The 14,041-nt window shown below is 69.5% G+C and carries 20 protein-coding genes and 1 pseudogene; 8 read left to right on the plus strand and 13 right to left on the minus strand.

The features are described 5' to 3' along the window. Window positions 1-60: 60 nt before the first annotated feature. Both AB0F10_RS05895 and AB0F10_RS05900 read right to left on the minus strand, forming a co-directional pair. Window positions 61-309 (minus strand): hypothetical protein, encoded by a 249-nt coding sequence (locus AB0F10_RS05895; RefSeq protein ID WP_360620670.1) that lies wholly within the window; start codon window positions 307-309, stop codon window positions 61-63. Between the two features lie 280 nt (window positions 310-589). Then, window positions 590-922, minus strand: a complete 333-nt coding sequence (locus tag AB0F10_RS05900) for a PadR family transcriptional regulator (RefSeq protein WP_360620671.1) — start codon at window positions 920-922, stop codon at window positions 590-592. 78 nt (window positions 923-1,000) lie between these two features. Here AB0F10_RS05900 and AB0F10_RS05905 point away from each other — a divergent pair, with 78 nt between their 5' ends. Then, window positions 1,001-1,816 (plus strand): methyltransferase domain-containing protein, encoded by an 816-nt coding sequence (locus tag AB0F10_RS05905; protein WP_360620672.1) that lies wholly within the window; start codon window positions 1,001-1,003, stop codon window positions 1,814-1,816. Window positions 1,817-1,825: 9 nt separating this feature from the next. Here AB0F10_RS05905 and AB0F10_RS05910 read toward each other — a convergent pair whose 3' ends face one another. The 4 genes from AB0F10_RS05910 to AB0F10_RS05925 form a co-directional block, all read right to left on the minus strand. Next, window positions 1,826-2,314 (minus strand): hypothetical protein, encoded by a 489-nt coding sequence (locus AB0F10_RS05910; protein WP_360620673.1) that lies wholly within the window; start codon window positions 2,312-2,314, stop codon window positions 1,826-1,828. A 322-nt stretch (window positions 2,315-2,636) separates the two neighbouring features. Further along, window positions 2,637-2,915: a hypothetical protein gene (locus AB0F10_RS05915; protein WP_360620674.1), complete on the minus strand. Its 279-nt coding sequence runs from the start codon at window positions 2,913-2,915 to the stop codon at window positions 2,637-2,639. Between the two features lie 51 nt (window positions 2,916-2,966). Continuing rightward, window positions 2,967-3,512: a hypothetical protein gene (locus tag AB0F10_RS05920; protein ID WP_360620675.1), complete on the minus strand. Its 546-nt coding sequence runs from the start codon at window positions 3,510-3,512 to the stop codon at window positions 2,967-2,969. A gap of 20 nt (window positions 3,513-3,532) precedes the next feature. After that, window positions 3,533-4,120: a TIGR03086 family metal-binding protein gene (locus tag AB0F10_RS05925; RefSeq protein ID WP_360620676.1), complete on the minus strand. Its 588-nt coding sequence runs from the start codon at window positions 4,118-4,120 to the stop codon at window positions 3,533-3,535. Between AB0F10_RS05925 and AB0F10_RS05930 the strand changes: the two genes are divergently transcribed. After that, window positions 4,047-4,745, plus strand: coding sequence for a TetR/AcrR family transcriptional regulator (locus tag AB0F10_RS05930; RefSeq protein WP_360620677.1), 699 nt, complete (start codon window positions 4,047-4,049; stop codon window positions 4,743-4,745). The two genes, AB0F10_RS05925 and AB0F10_RS05930, sit on opposite strands and share 74 nt — an antisense overlap. A 36-nt stretch (window positions 4,746-4,781) precedes the next feature. Here AB0F10_RS05930 and gap read toward each other — a convergent pair whose 3' ends face one another. Further along, window positions 4,782-5,777 carry a type I glyceraldehyde-3-phosphate dehydrogenase gene (gene gap, locus AB0F10_RS05935; protein ID WP_360620678.1) on the minus strand — a complete coding sequence of 332 codons (996 nt, stop codon included), beginning with the start codon at window positions 5,775-5,777 and terminating at the stop codon, window positions 4,782-4,784. Window positions 5,778-5,873: 96 nt separating this feature from the next. After that, complete coding sequence (locus tag AB0F10_RS05940) at window positions 5,874-6,812, minus strand: DJ-1/PfpI family protein (RefSeq protein WP_360620679.1); 939 nt, start codon at window positions 6,810-6,812, stop codon at window positions 5,874-5,876. Window positions 6,813-6,953: 141 nt separating this feature from the next. Between AB0F10_RS05940 and AB0F10_RS05945 the strand changes: the two genes are divergently transcribed. Further along, a complete protein-coding gene (locus tag AB0F10_RS05945) occupies window positions 6,954-7,508 on the plus strand; it encodes a hypothetical protein (protein WP_360620680.1) in 555 nt (184 codons plus the stop codon). Between the two features lie 178 nt (window positions 7,509-7,686). Here AB0F10_RS05945 and AB0F10_RS05950 read toward each other — a convergent pair whose 3' ends face one another. Further along, window positions 7,687-8,235, minus strand: coding sequence for a nucleotidyltransferase family protein (locus tag AB0F10_RS05950; RefSeq protein ID WP_360620681.1), 549 nt, complete (start codon window positions 8,233-8,235; stop codon window positions 7,687-7,689). A gap of 123 nt (window positions 8,236-8,358) precedes the next feature. Next, window positions 8,359-8,697: an endonuclease domain-containing protein gene (locus tag AB0F10_RS05955; RefSeq protein ID WP_360620682.1), complete on the minus strand. Its 339-nt coding sequence runs from the start codon at window positions 8,695-8,697 to the stop codon at window positions 8,359-8,361. A 42-nt stretch (window positions 8,698-8,739) separates the two neighbouring features. On the opposite strand from AB0F10_RS05955, the gene AB0F10_RS05960 reads away from it, so the two are divergent. The 5 genes from AB0F10_RS05960 (at window position 8,740) to AB0F10_RS05980 (ending at window position 12,366) form a co-directional block, all read left to right on the plus strand. Beyond that, window positions 8,740-9,789 (plus strand): hypothetical protein, encoded by a 1,050-nt coding sequence (locus AB0F10_RS05960; protein ID WP_360620683.1) that lies wholly within the window; start codon window positions 8,740-8,742, stop codon window positions 9,787-9,789. Window positions 9,790-10,446: 657 nt separating this feature from the next. Next, window positions 10,447-10,968 carry a GNAT family N-acetyltransferase gene (locus AB0F10_RS05965; RefSeq protein ID WP_360620684.1) on the plus strand — a complete coding sequence of 174 codons (522 nt, stop codon included), beginning with the start codon at window positions 10,447-10,449 and terminating at the stop codon, window positions 10,966-10,968. Window positions 10,969-11,166: 198 nt separating this feature from the next. Next, complete coding sequence (locus AB0F10_RS05970; protein WP_360620685.1) at window positions 11,167-11,484, plus strand: transposase; 318 nt, start codon at window positions 11,167-11,169, stop codon at window positions 11,482-11,484. After that, window positions 11,481-12,164, plus strand: coding sequence for an IS3 family transposase (locus AB0F10_RS05975; protein WP_360620686.1), 684 nt, complete (start codon window positions 11,481-11,483; stop codon window positions 12,162-12,164). Before AB0F10_RS05970 ends, AB0F10_RS05975 begins: the two co-directional genes overlap by 4 nt. Next, complete coding sequence (locus AB0F10_RS05980; protein WP_360620715.1) at window positions 12,124-12,366, plus strand: integrase core domain-containing protein; 243 nt, start codon at window positions 12,124-12,126, stop codon at window positions 12,364-12,366. The genes AB0F10_RS05975 and AB0F10_RS05980 overlap by 41 nt, the downstream gene beginning before the upstream one ends. A 42-nt stretch (window positions 12,367-12,408) precedes the next feature. Here the strand turns inward: AB0F10_RS05980 and AB0F10_RS05985 are convergent. The 3 genes and pseudogenes from AB0F10_RS05985 to AB0F10_RS05995 all read right to left on the minus strand — a co-directional run. Continuing rightward, a pseudogene (locus AB0F10_RS05985) lies at window positions 12,409-12,774 on the minus strand (DUF4158 domain-containing protein); the annotation flags it as partial. 290 nt (window positions 12,775-13,064) lie between these two features. Then, window positions 13,065-13,823, minus strand: a complete 759-nt coding sequence (locus AB0F10_RS05990; protein ID WP_360620687.1) for a methyltransferase domain-containing protein — start codon at window positions 13,821-13,823, stop codon at window positions 13,065-13,067. Further along, window positions 13,802-13,993: a hypothetical protein gene (locus AB0F10_RS05995; RefSeq protein ID WP_360620688.1), complete on the minus strand. Its 192-nt coding sequence runs from the start codon at window positions 13,991-13,993 to the stop codon at window positions 13,802-13,804. Before AB0F10_RS05995 ends, AB0F10_RS05990 begins: the two co-directional genes overlap by 22 nt. Window positions 13,994-14,041 lie beyond the last annotated feature (48 nt).

Below are 14,041 nucleotides of genomic sequence, written 5' to 3' on the forward strand. Positions count from 1 at the left end.
GCGACAGACACCCGAGGTACGCGCGGTCGCCGCCGGCCGCCTCGCCCGACGGCCGCACTGTCAGAGTCGGGCCTGGCGGCGGGCGGCGATGCCGGACAGGAGCAGCAGCACGACGGGCAGGGATGCGACGATGGAGATCTGCAGGAGGGCCACCAGCGGAGTCGACCGGGGAACGCCTCCGGTGCCCGCCTCGAAGGTCACCTGGTTCAGCACGGCGTAGCCGGTGAACAGGCCGACGGCCATGGGCACCCGCTCGTCAACGGCGACCCAGAGCAGGGCGACGCCGAGCAGCGCGAACACCAGGAGCACCTGCCGAAGCCGAGCATCAGGTAGCTGGCGGCGTTCATGGTCGCGTACCCGAGAAGCATCAGGGCGGCCGCCCGGCCGGCGGACAGCCAGCTGTCCGGGACCGACCGGCGGGCGTCGCCGGCGTGAGCGCGGAGCGCGCCGAGGATCAGATGTCCGGTCTCGCGGCGTGCGGGGCCGGACCCTTCGAGCAGGGTGCCGAGCAGTTCGGCGCCGCGCTCCCGGCGGTAGCGGGCCGGGTAGAGGCGCAGCAGGCGCGTGTAGCGGCGCTCCAGGCCGGCGCTCACGCGAGGCCCACCGCGGGCCGGGCGACGACCGTGGTCATCCGATCGGTGACGACCCGGGCGGCCGCCGCCAGCTGGGTGGCCTCGGTCTGGAGGGCGGCGCGGCCGTCAGGGGTCAGGTCGTAGTAGCGCCGGGCCCGGCCGTTGACCACCTCCTCGTTCACCACCCGCACCAGCTCCTCGCCGGTGAGCCGGTCGAGTGCCGTGTAGAGGGTGCCGGTGGCCAGCCGCACGCGCCCCTGAGAGAGGGCCTCGGCCTGCTTGATGATCGCGTAGCCGTGCAGGGCGCCGCCCTGCAGTGCGGCCAGGATGAAGTACGTAGCCTCTCGCATAGGACAACTATATATGTATCTGAACTACCTATGTGATCCGTCGGCGTGTCTCCTGGCCGGGGAGGTGACCATGGACTGATGACCTCCTCGCCCCGCCCGCCCGACCGCGGGTACCTGCTGGACAACGCGCGCGCCGAGGCGGGCGAGCGATTCGTCTGGCTGGCCGAACTGTTCGACGGCGTGACGCGGGGCCACCTCGACCGGCTGGGGGTCCGGGCCGGCTCGCGCTGCTGGGAGGTGGGCGCCGGCGGCCCCAGCATCCCGGAGGCGCTCGCGGCCGCCGTCGGCCCGACCGGGTACGTGCTGGCCACGGACATCGACCCGTCATGGCTGCAGACCGGGGGCGGGTACGAGGTGCGCCGGCACGACGTCGTCGCCGATCCGCCACCGGAGCCGGGAACCTTCGATCTGGTGCACGCCCGGCTCGTGCTGGTCCATCTGCCCGACCGGGCCGCGGCGCTGGCCACGATGGTCGCGGCGCTGCGGCCCGGCGGCCGGCTGCTGATCGAGGACGCCGACACCGCCCTGCAGCCACTGGCCTGCCTGGACGACAGCGGCCCCGCGCAGCGGCGGGCCAACCGGCTGCGCAACTCGGTCCGGGAACTGCTGACGCGCCGCGGCGCCGACCTGCGCTACGGCCGGACGCTGCCGCGGGCGTTGCGGGAGGCCGGCCTGGTCGACGTCGCCGCGGCGGGGTTCTTCCCGGTGGGCGGGCCGGCCTGCGACCGGCTGGAGGCGGCCACCGTACGGCACGTGCGCGGCGAGCTGCTCGCGGCCGGGCTGGCCGACGAGGCCGAGATCGACGCGCACCTGGCCGCCATCCACGCCGGCGAACTCGACCTGACTCTCGCGCCCCTGATCTCGGCCTGGGGGCGCCGCCCGCCGGCCGGCTGACGGCTGTGCCTATGTCGCTGACTTCATCCGCCGGTAGCGGGGAAACGCCCAGGACCGCCAGCGGGCGAGAATCAACGGTAGGCGCCTGATCCTGGGACGTTCCCGGACGGTCACCGTCTGCTCGGCCGCGGCAGAGGCGCCCGAATCGGCCGGCGCGAGCCAGTCGGCGTCTGGTCCGAAGGACAACAGGTCCAGTCCCACGTCGATCCCGTCGGTGTCCGGCGCGAACCATCGGCGCCGCGTCGGCCGGCCCGGTCCGGCCGGACCGTCGAGGGCCGCGTCCGGGCTTTCTGGAACCGCGCCGCAGCCGCTGTCACCCAGAGCCACGGAAATCCCGTCCGCATCCAGCAACGAGGTCTCCGCACCGCCGCCGGGTGCAACACGGAAAGTGTCGGCGGTGATCAGGGCGGGCATCGTGGACAAGGCCTCGTCGACCTCATGATCATCCAGTTCATGATGGGTTAGAAGCATGCCGACCGACCGCCCGTTCTCACTCACGGCGGTGACTATAAGTGATTCCGAGAGATCAATGTCAAGGCGGGATAATCCGATATTGACGTTACTTTAAGTAAAGTTGATGGGGGAATGCCTTGCGCGCCGGACGGTCCACAGAGTCCGTCATCGGCCGGCCTATGGGCATCGACCTGGGCAATTCCCCGACCGCCGCGCGGCGGGCGTGACGGTCCGGTCCTTTCCCGACACTCGGCCGGGTGGCGATGCCCGGCCGGCCGGGCCCATGAAGACGTTCTGATCACACCCCGCTCAGCATCCGCATCATCACGGAAGGTGACAGTAGACCTTTGTGTCGCGCCGCGGGCGATCAGACGGGGCAGCCCGTGCCGAGGCCCTCGACGTACGCGGCGGCCATGACGACGCCGGCAAGCGCCGGGATCAGGCCGGCCGCCCAGCCGAGGCAGACCCGAATGCGCTCACCGGGCCGCCGCACCCCCATGACGACCAGGACGGCCACGGCCAGAACCAGATCCAGGGCGACCGCGATCACCAGGGCATAGCCGGCACTGTCGCCCTGATCACAGCCCTCCAGGTCGGCCGCCGCCAGGGCCACGAAACTGGCCGCGGAAAGGAGATGGACCAGCATCGTCAGGCCGAAAACCCGCCGGGCCGCTACGACTCCTGCCGTCCGCCGGCCTCAACATCCGCCCAGCCCTTTCGTGCGGGCGTGACTGGGCGACAGGGTGATCGGCCCGACCCATCCCCGGATGACGGCGCGGATCTGACTGCGCCGGGGCTGGGCCGGATGAACATCGCGGCCCCGTGCCCAGTTGTCCAGCAGGCCGCGAGTCGCCTCCAGGGCGGTGGTCACCATGGTGTGCGCGCGCTCCTGGTGGTCCCAGGTGTACCACAGTGCCCAGCCCTCCTCCCGGGCGTCGACACCGAGCCGGGCACAACCGGCCCGGTAGCCGTCTCGCTGTCCCTCCGCTTCACCCGGCTCGAACAACGCGGCGCCGCCGAGGTGAAGCATCGGCCGATCCTGTTCGACGCAGCCGTCGTCCTCGAAGTGATGGTGTCGAAGGGTCCGCGCCAGTTCGCTGACCGAGCGCCGCATCCTGGTGGCATCCGCCGGGTCGTCGCCGTAAGCCTGCCAGCCCTCTTCCCGGGCTGCGCCAACCACGTCAAGGGCAAGCAACTCGATCTGCCGCAGGTAGTCCTGCTCATTCGGGTCCGGCTCCAGCACCAGCACAGTGTGGCCGCCACTCAAGATCCTGTCGCGCGATTTGGGGCGGCTCTGTAGCTCGGGCCTCGTGGCCGGCCGGGCTCCGGGGTCGCAAGTTGCTCGGGGAAATCGCGGCCGAGGAAGGCCAGCAAACGTCGGTGTGCCGGCGTGCCGGTGGGTGCCGCTCGTTCGGGACCGAACATCCCTGGCCGGCGGAAGGCGGCGAAGTCCATCGTGCGCATGACCGCCAGCAGCTCCTCGCACGCGCCATCGTCGATGCACGTCTGCTGTTCGGTCACGACCGCCAGGTCTGCGCCGTGGACGAGGACCTCGGTGAGGTGGATCAACGCGGCGAGGTGCCCGGGGACGGGTCCGAAGCCCAGGCGTACGGTCGTGTCGAGAACGCCGGGACGATGCCACGCCGCGCGGTCGAGCCGGGCCGCCTGGGTGTAGGCGTCGCGGTTGTCGTCGCCGAGCCAGTCGGCCTCGTGGTCCGCCGCCGCGCGGGTTCCAGACAGTTCGGCGGCGTAGACGCGCATGCCGCCCACGAGGTGGTTGAGTTCGGTCCGGACGTTCCATCCCGGGCAGAGGCTGGGCGTGGCGAGCTGCCGCGAGCTGATCGTCTTCACGATCGCGGCCGTGCTGTCGATGGCCCGCCGCGGACGTACGCTCGCCGCCCGCGAGGTCCAGATAAGCACCGCCTCGGGCGTCCTGGTCGCGAAGGCTCTCGCGAACTACAAGGACGGGTTCGGCGAGGTGACCACCACCGGATTGTGCGAGGCGGCGGGGGTGACCCGTGGCGCCCTGTACCACCACTTCGCCAACCTGACCGAGGTGATGGAGGCGGTGTTCGCCACCGTCGAGCGGGAACTGCTGGCCGATGTGGAGCAGGCGCTGGCCGGACTCGCCGACTCCCGGGAGAGGTGCCTGCGCGCGGGCCGAGAAGTCCTCCGCGTCGTGGCCCGGGATCAGACCACGCTACGCATCGTGTTCGTCGAGGCGCCCGTCGCCTTGCGATGGTCGCAGTGGCGCGCCGTCGACGGCGGGCGCTCGCTGGGCTTCATCAGAAGCCTGCTCGAGGCCGCCGCCCACGACGGGTACCTGGCGGCGGGGATCGACCCGGAACTGGCCGGGCAACTCCTGCTGGGAGCGATCAACGAGGCCGGCATGTACGTTGCCCGCACCAGAGCCGCCGACGGGCTGGAACGCATGCAGGCGCAGGTCGAGCTCCTCGTACGAGGTCTCCTGGCTTGACGGCGACCGCTGGAGTCCTGGCCACCACCTCCAGGATCATCCGGCCAGGTGTTCGAGGGTGTCGATGACGCGGTTGGCGAAGCCCCACTCGTTGTCGTACCAGGCCACCACCTTGACGTGCCTGCCGTCGACCCGGGTGAGCAGGGAGTCGAAGACGGCCGAGGCCGGATTGCCGGTGATGTCGCTGGAGACGAGCGGATCGTCGGCGTACTCCAGGATGCCGTGCAGCGCGCCGCCGGCCGCGGCGCGGTAGGCGGCGAGCACCTCGTCGCGCGTCACCGGGCGGGCCACCACGGTGTTCAGTTCGAGCAGCGAACCCAACGGCACCGGCACCCGGATCGAGTCGCCGGAGAGTCTGCCCTCCAGCCGGGGCAGGACCAGGCCGATCGCCTTGGCGGCGCCGGTGGTGGTGGGTGCGATGTTCACCGCGGCGGCGCGGGCACGGCGCAGGTCGCGGTGCGGGCCGTCCTGGAGGTTCTGCTCCTGCGTGTACGCGTGGACCGTCGTCATGAAACCGTGCTCGATGACGGCCAGGTCGTCCAGCACCGAGGCCAGCGGCGCCAGCGCGTTCGTCGTGCACGACGCGCTGGAGACGATCCGGTGCCGCTCCGGGTCGTACGCCGCGGTGTTGACCCCGAAGGCCAGCGTGACGTCGGCGCCGCCTGCGGGCGCGCTGATCAGCACGCGGCCGGCGCCGGCGTCCAGGTGCGCGCGGGCGGCCTTGGCGTTGGTGAACCGGCCGGTGGCCTCCAGCACGATGTCGATGTCGAGGTCGGCCCACGGCAGGGCGCCCGGGGCGCGTTCGGCGAGCACCCGGATGCGGCGGCCGTCGACCACCAGGTCGTCACCGTCGACGGTGACCGGGCTGCCGAGGCGGCCGAGCGCGCTGTCGTACCTCAGCAGGTGTGCCAGGGTTTCCGGGGCGGCGAGGTCGTTGACGGCCACCACGTCGAGCTTGCTGTCGCGTTGCAGCAGGGCTCGCAGGGTATTGCGTCCGATGCGTCCGAAACCATTGACAGCGATGCGAGTCATGCCACCATCGTCCGGGCCTGGTCACCGGCCGAACCAGTGGCTCGACCGCCACTATGCGCAAGGATCTCGCCAGCAAGATCAACGAGCGGGGAACGCTCACGACGAGAACGTGTGGCGGTACTCGGTGGGTGACGTGCCGAGGATGCGCTGGAAATGCAGGCGCAGGTTGGCGCCGGTGCCCAGGCCGACCCGGTCGGCGACCTGCTCCACCCCCAGGCCGGTGCGTTCGAGCAGTTCCCGGGCGAGGTCGACGCGGGCGCGCAGCACCCACTGCATCGGGGTGTATCCGGTGTCCTCGGCGAACCGCCGGGAGAAGGTGCGTGGCGACACCCGGGCGTTGCGTGCCAGCGCCTCCAGGGTGAGCGGTTCGCCGAGGTGGGCCAGGGCCCACTCGCGGGTGCCGGCGAACATGTCACCGAGCGGTTCCGGAACGCTGCGCGGAACGTACTGGGCCTGGCCGCCGCTGCGGTACGGGGCCGCGACCAGCCGTCGCGCCACGATGTTGGACAGGCCCACCCCGTGGTCGCGGCGCACCAGGTGCAGGCACAGATCGATGCCGGACGCCGCGCCGGCCGAGGTGAGCACGCCACCCTCGTCGACGAACAGCACGTTCTCGTCGACGTCGACGGCCGGGTATCGCTCCGCGAGGGCCCGCGTGTAATGCCAGTGAGTGGTGGCCCGCCGGCCGTCCAGCAGACCGGTCGCGGCGAGCGCGAACGCTCCGGTGGAGATGGCCGCCAGCCGGGTGCCACGCCGGTACGCGGCCCGCAGCGCCGCGACGACCGCGTCCGGCGGCTCGGTGGTCACAGGCTCGCGGTAGCCGGGGATGAAGATCGTGTCGGCGTGCTCGAACGCCTCCACCCCCTCGGCCACGTGATACGACAGGCCGTCCCCGCCGGCCACCAGCCCGGAGACGGCGCCGCACACCCGCACCCGGTACGGCATGGTCGGCCGGCCGGCGAACACCTGCGCGGGGATGCCGACGTCGAGCGGCTTCGCGCCGTCCAGGACCAGCACCACGACCCGATGACTCATGTGGCCACAATGGCACCAGCCGCAAGGATCTTGATCGCCCGGGTGGTGCCCGCGGCCGCTCCAAGCCCCGTTCACGCTGTGTGCAAGCGATCGTGAAGCCACTCGGGCCGAGTGCGCGGATCCAGCTGATGTCGTGCGCGCTTGAGAACGCTGACGATGCAGAATGGCATCGCTGTTCAGACAGGCGGCGCTGAGCTGGACCGGACCCTAGGAGGGCATGTGGAGCGCGGCGAGGTCTGGTGGGCTCAGATCGACGAGAAGCGTCCCGTCGTGCTGCTCTCGGGAGGTGCGGGGCCGGAGTTTCTGGCCATGCAGATCGTCGAACCGGCCACGCCGGTGCAGAAGCTCGGATTTGTCCTGCTGTCCGGAGAGCAGGCGGTCGACGTCGACGAACGATGCCGGATCCTTGCGGCGGCCGGCCCGGATACGCGGGCCATCGGTATCGAGGTCTTCTTCGGAGCCGAGGAGGGCCTGGCGCAGAGCGGCGTGGTTCGGCTGGCGCTGCCCAAGGACGGAAAGGTCTTCTGCACCTGGGGCACGACCGTCAGCGCGGAGTCGCTGTTGGAGCGGGTCGGCATCCTGTCCCAGTCCAAGCTGCACGAGCTGGACGTCGCCTTGGCGCTCGCCGGCCCGGCACATTCGTTACCGTGCGTGAATGGTGTGCCGGCCGATGACACCTGGACCGGTCCCCGCTGAGGGGCGGCGCTCAAACTCGGGAACATCGGAACTCACGAACAAAGCCACGGCCGCCAAGTCCTCCCGCAGGGGTCATCAGGGTCTGTCGTTCGATCCCGACACGCAGCACCCGAAGGTCCTCACGGGTGTGGAAGGTGCTCGAATTCCTGCCACGCATCACCGAGCGACGCTGGCGTCGCTATGTCTCCAGCCGCAGTGCGGCCCATCGGTCGAGCCAGCCCTTGGTCTCCACGCGGCGCCGCACCGTCGCCCGGCCGGCCGCGTTGTCGAAGGCCGGAGACGGGCGGACGACCATTCCGACAAGGTCGTCCATCCCATGACAGGACACCAGGTGAACAGAGTCGTCCCGGAGAGTCACCGCGATGCACGTCGCGGTTTCGGGCCAGCGTGATACCGCGTCCAGGGTGGATGTGTAGGGCTCATCGTCATTGCGCAGATGCATCCGTGCCTGGTTACGAATCTCCCAGGGCACCCCCGGCATGACTGCCATGGCACGGGCTTCGGCGCGTGCGTCCTCGCGAGGGTCCGCCCTTGCGGGGTCGAAGTAGGCGACGTCCACGTCCCGATCGGGCGACGCCGGAAGGCCGCTTATCGCGTCCCAGACACGGTTGCGGACGAAGCCGGCACCGATCCACCAGTCCGGCAGCCCGAGGCCGGCCGCCGCCCGAAGGACTCTCATCGCTCCCGGATCCGACTCGATCACGCCCACAACGTCCTGCGCGCTCATGACCACCCCAGGGACCCTAGACCGCGTACGCATCTCCTGCGAGGCCGGTGGCCGCGGGCCGGGAAACCTCAGCACGTTGGCTCTGGAGGAACCGCCGGTCAGGGGCCGCCTTACGGCTGTGCCTCATGAGATAGGCACGGACCGGGGTTCTCCTCGACCGCCCAGGTGACGAGATTGCAGCTGCCTGATCGTCCCGGTTCGATGGTCATGGTCGACGGCCAGCCTTCGCGGGGCGCCACCACGACCGCGCACGCTTTCGGCCTTGCCGCAGATGGCACGCGCCCCGTGCCGCTCATCCATCATCGAGTCGTAGTCCGACGGCGTCAGTCGGTACCTCTCGCGGAGGACCTGAGCATGCCAGACGCGATCGCCGTCCTTCGTGGCGTCGCGGGTCCGGCGGGATACATCATAACTGTCATTATGGTGTAGTTGCGTTTTGTCCGTTCTGAGCTCTGAGACCAACTAATGGATTGCTGATAATGGCAATCCAATAATTACCTGACGATGTCACCCACCGCCGAGCGGCCCGCCCGCCGTCCGACCCGGCGCCGCACCCCGGTTCCCGAGCGGCCCTGCGGCTACCGCCGCTGCCCGGACCTCCTACCGGTCCACGACGGCAACGGCCGCCCCGACGGCTACCACAAGACCGCCCGGTGGCGACAGCAGCCCGGCGAGGGCTGGGTGCTCGACCGCGAGGACGGCACCCGCAACTGCAAACAGATGAACGACGCCGAGCGCCAGGCGGCCAAGGACGCCGGGGTGCCCGGCCTGGTCGACCTGCTCGACGAACGCACCGAGCGACTCGACGCCGACCTCGCCCCCGCGGTCGCCGCCCTGACCGACCTCGGGGAGGTCCTCGACGACCTCCGCGGCGGACTGACCACGCAGGTCGCCGACGCCGACCGGGCCCGGGCCGCGGCCGACCAGGCCCGTCGCGAGGCCGACGAGCGCGCCGAACGGGCCCTGCGCGGCCAGCGCGCCGCCGAGCGGGACGCGGCCGCCGCCGGCGACCGGGCCCGCGACGCCGAGGCCCGATCCCGGCAGGCGATCGCCGCGGCCGACGAGCGGGTACGCGAGGCCACCGACCGGCTTGCCGTCCTGGAACGCGAACGTGGCGAGGCCATCGGCGCCCGCGCCTACGCCGACCAGCAGGCCCAGGACGCGACCCGTCGCGCCGAGGCCGCCGAGCAGGGCGCCCGCACCAGCCGGGAGACCGCCGACGCGCTGCACGACGAACTCACCGCCGTCCGCCAAGACCTCGCCGACACCCGGACCCGGGCGCTCACCGCCGAGCACGAAGCGGACGCCAGTCGGCGCGCTCTGACCGAGCTGACCAATCAGGCCGCGCAGGCTGAGACCGACGCCGCCGCCCGGCTCACCGCCATGACCGCCGAGAAGGACGGGGCGACCGAGGCGGAGACGAGCACCGATCACCGGACTCAATCCCCCTGGTCATCGTGGCCGACTGGCCGGAAGAGCCGATTTCGATGCCGCGTTGACCTCGGCGTCCTGATTGCTGCTCGGTTCACCTGCGTGACCTTGAGGTGGTGCTGAGTCATCGGCGGCTCCATGGTTTGCAGGGTCAGCCGCCGTGTTCCGGCCGACGATCGTGGCGAAGGTCGGCATGCCAAGGTGGACGGCGGCCTCGCGGCGCTGAATAGTGCCGTCGACCTGGGCTAGCTTCTCCTTGGCCGCGGCAAGGCTGACGCGAAGCTCCTCGGCTTCACCGAGCCAGCCTTCACGTTCCGCTTCGGCGACACGGGCGGTTAGGTTGTCACGGATACCGATCAGGCGCTGTCGCTGAGCGGGATCAACGCGAAGTAACGGGCAGCGGACACAGCTTAAACCGAAATGATCTTGATTCAAGCAGCGGGACTGCATCCTACCCTGCTACTCACGGACAGTAATAAAGGCGGTTTAGAGACTGGCGGCGCCGGGCGTGTCGGGTGCAGGGGTCCACCACGGGAAGACTTGCAATTAATCGTGACGCAGGTCACCCGTTTATGAAGTAGGTCGCGCGCCAAACGCACCCTCCCCTTCGGCCGGATGCACCTTCAGGCGGCCTTGAAGCTAGCATCGAGCGCCCAACGCCGCGTCCTCGTACTCCCTCAAACTGATGGAGGAGTATTGGCGCAGAATCAGCCTCTGGGGCGTTCTTGAGTGGGCGAGAAGCGACTCGTCTCGCGGCCAAACCCTGACTACCGTCGCCGCATGCCTGAACTAATCCTGCCGACCACCCGCCTGCACGCCGCCTTTCTGGAGTGCCGCGACGACTGGGGCCCTGGTCTCCACGAGGACGGCTTCGGCCTGAGCGCCGACGATGACGTCGACTCACCCGAGGGCTTCGCCACCTGGGTGCACCAGCGGGTCCGGTTGACCCACCTGGCCGGGGAGCCCTGCCCGGACGAGAAACACGGCTCACCGCGCTGGATCGTCGAAGATGGCCAGGTGCTCGGGGGAATCGTCCTGCGGCACCAATTCGACGACGCCCTCGGCCAGATCGGCTACGGCGTACGCCCGTCCGCGCGTCGTCGCGGGCTGGGGAGCTGGGCGCTGGGCGAGATGCTCGAGGAGGCCCGCGCCGTGCTGGGCCTGGACCGCGTCCTCATCCCCTGCCTCGCGGACAACGTCGCCTCGGCCCGAACCATCGAAAGCCGAGGTGGTGTCCTCGAAGAGATCCGCGATTTCGAGCACTTTTCGGTGCGGCGCTACTGGATCGCCCTGGACGGGTGAACGCCCGCAGGCCGCGCGCGTAACTCCTTCGCGCAACCGGCTTTCGACTCAGCCCGCGCATCCGAACGTTGGCACCGGCAGGCGGATCTTCGCAGCACGTTGTCATCGTCTCGGCTATGGTCCAAGGTTCGATCGGCCGATGGAGGTGTCCCGCACCGGGTTTGATGGAGACATCGAAACCTGGGAGAAGATTTAGCTATGCCGGCACCGAAGAAGTACCCCGACGAGCTGCGTGAGCGTGCGACCCGATTGGTGGTCGAGGCCCGCCGGGACCCGGCGTCCGCGGTCGGCGCGATCCGACGGATCGCCGACCAACTCGGGGTCCATCCGGAAGCCCTGCGCGGTTGGGTGAAGAAGGCCGAGATCGACGCCGGTGATCGGCCGGGCACGACCAGCAGCGACGCGGAACGCCTCGCCGCCCTCGAGCGGGAGAATCGTGAGTTGCGGCGGGCGAACCAGATCCTGAAGTCTGCGGCGTCTTTCTTCGCGGCGGAGTTGGACCGTCCGTCGCGATGAAGGTCGACTTCGTCGACTCCCAACAGGCCGAACACGGTGTCCAGCCGGTCCTGCAGGCACTTGAAGGGACGCCGGCACAGATGGCACCGTCGACCTACTACGCCGCCAAGACCCGTCCCACCAGCGCCCGGTCACGGCGCGACGACGAGCTGACCGCGCTGATCAAGCGGATCCACGCCGAGAACTACGGCGTCTACGGCGCCCGCAAGATGTGGCACGAGCTGCACCGGCGCGGCGTGCGGGTGGCCCGGTGCACGGTCGAGCGACTGATGTGCGCAGCCGGGCTACGTGGGCTGCTGCGCGACACCTCACCGCGCACGACCCGACCGGCCGCCGAGACCGACCGGCTTCGTGACCTGGTCAAACGCGACTTCACCGCAGTCGGCCCGAATCGGTTGTGGGTCGCCGACCTGACCTACGTGCGTACCAGTGTGGGCTGGGTGTACGCCGCGTTCGTCCTCGACGTGTTCTCCCGGCTGATCGTCGGCTGGCAGGTCGCCACGTCGCTCTACACCGACCTCGCGTTGGACGCGCTGAAGATGGCGACCTGGGCGGACTCATCCACCACTCCGACCGGGGAGCAATACACGTCCAAGGCGTTCGCCGCCGCCTGCGTCACTGCCGGGGGTTCGCCAATCGATGAGCAAGGTGGGCAGTTCCGCCGACAACGCACTCGCTGAGTCGTTCAACGCGACCTTCAAACGCGAGACCCTGCAAGGCCGACGCGCGTTCACCGACGAACGCCAGGCCCGCCTCGACTCGTTCCGCTGGCTGCACCGCTACAACACCGTCCGCCGCCACTCCCGCCTCGGACAGCGATCCCCGATCAACTACGAGAAGAGCATCCGAACGGCACCAGCTACGCTGGCGCCAGCCGCATAAACCCCGTGTCCAAGATCCGGGGGCAAGCCCCGTCAGCTCCGCCTGCACTGCGGTGAAGTCCTGCCACCGGTACTCCCGGACGATCTCCCACTGATGCTCGAAGCGGGTCTTTTCCCGCTCCACGTACGCCTTGGCCTGTGACGCGTCCGCGATCTCCAACTGCTCCGCGACGTAGTCCAACACCACCGTCGGCACATCCAACGGATCCGTCAGGAACGTGCCCAGATAGCGAACCGTCACCAGCTGCAGGCTGAACCCGAGCTTGCTGTGATCGCTGCGCCGTTTACCGATCAGCGCCTTATCGGCGTCGTCGAGGAAGAAGAACCGCTCCAACTCGGCCCGCGACGGCTGCGCCGTGAAACGCCCGTACGTCGCAGCCTGCTCATCACTGAGAAACTCCACCGGCACGAGGCATCAACGTAGACCCCATCGATGCTCGTCGCTACCGCCAGTTTTCGTTCCAATGTTCCTCACGGGCCCACCCCCATGAATCGGGCCGATGTCTCCATATCCGAGGCTAGCGGCCTCATCACCGACGGCAGTCACCCACCAGACACTCCACGCCATCCGCCCTGAACGGACCCGTCGGTGACGGCGCCGAGGGCCGACGTGATCGCGTTGGTGACCAGGTCGTCGTCTACGGCCTGGACGGGTTGCCGGCCGTCGACGAGGCGGGCCGGCCGGTGACCCGGGTCGGTTCAGCGGGGTTCGCGCCTGGCCTCGATGAGGGTGCGGGTCGAGTGGGCCACGTGGGGGCCGTGCCGGCGGATGTGGGCGTCGAGTCGCTCGAGCGTGTCCCGGTATCGATCCACCGTGAAGTCGGGAATCCACCAGACGCACTTGCGCAGGATGTAGACGACCGCGCCGATGTCGAAGAACTCCATTCGGCAGCGGGCGGTGCGCAAGTTGACGATCCGCAGGCCGGCGCTGCGCGCTTCGGTAGCCTCGGCGTCCGAATCGCGGGCGAGGCGCTGCCGGGGAAGGGGGCCAAGAAAGTACTCGATGAGTTCGAACGCGGACGCTGGCCCGACGTGTTGAGCGAGGTATGTGCCCTCATCGGTGAGCACGCGGGCGATCTCGCACCAGTCCGGCTTTACCGGGTGGCGACTCGTGACCAGTTCGAAGCTGCCGTCAGCGAAGGGCAACGGCTGTCCTTGCTCGACGCTGACGACCTGGACACCACGGGGCGACAGTAGGCGGCGCGCGTGCTCGACGTTCGGGGACCATCCTTCGGTCACCACCATCCTCGGCGGCAGACGAGGCATCTCGGCGACGATTTCCCCGCCGCCCGTGTCGATGTCCAGGGCCGATGCGACATGAGAAAAACGCGAGGCGATCAATCGTGAGTACGCCCAAGGCGGTCGCTGTTCGGTGGCCCGGCCGTCGAGCCAGGCGAAGCCCCAGCCCGACACATCCACCGTGGAGGCCTCTTCGATCAGGTCGTTGAAGGTACGCACACCAAGCATCCTGTCGGTGCCGTCAACACGTTATTCCGCGCACCGACCGTTGATGTCAGGCTGCGCTGTGATATCAGCTCTTGGTGCTCGCGGTGGCGGTCTGGGGCCCGCTCAAGGACCCGGTACATCGTCGGCCGCGAGACCTCGAACAACTCCGCGAGCTCGACCACGGTGTGCTCGCCGGCGGCGTACAGCTTGTTCGAGGAGGGGTGCTACCG

Source organism: Actinoplanes sp. NPDC026623 (assembly GCF_040638275.1).
Taxonomy (GTDB): Bacteria; Actinomycetota; Actinomycetes; order Mycobacteriales; family Micromonosporaceae; genus Actinoplanes.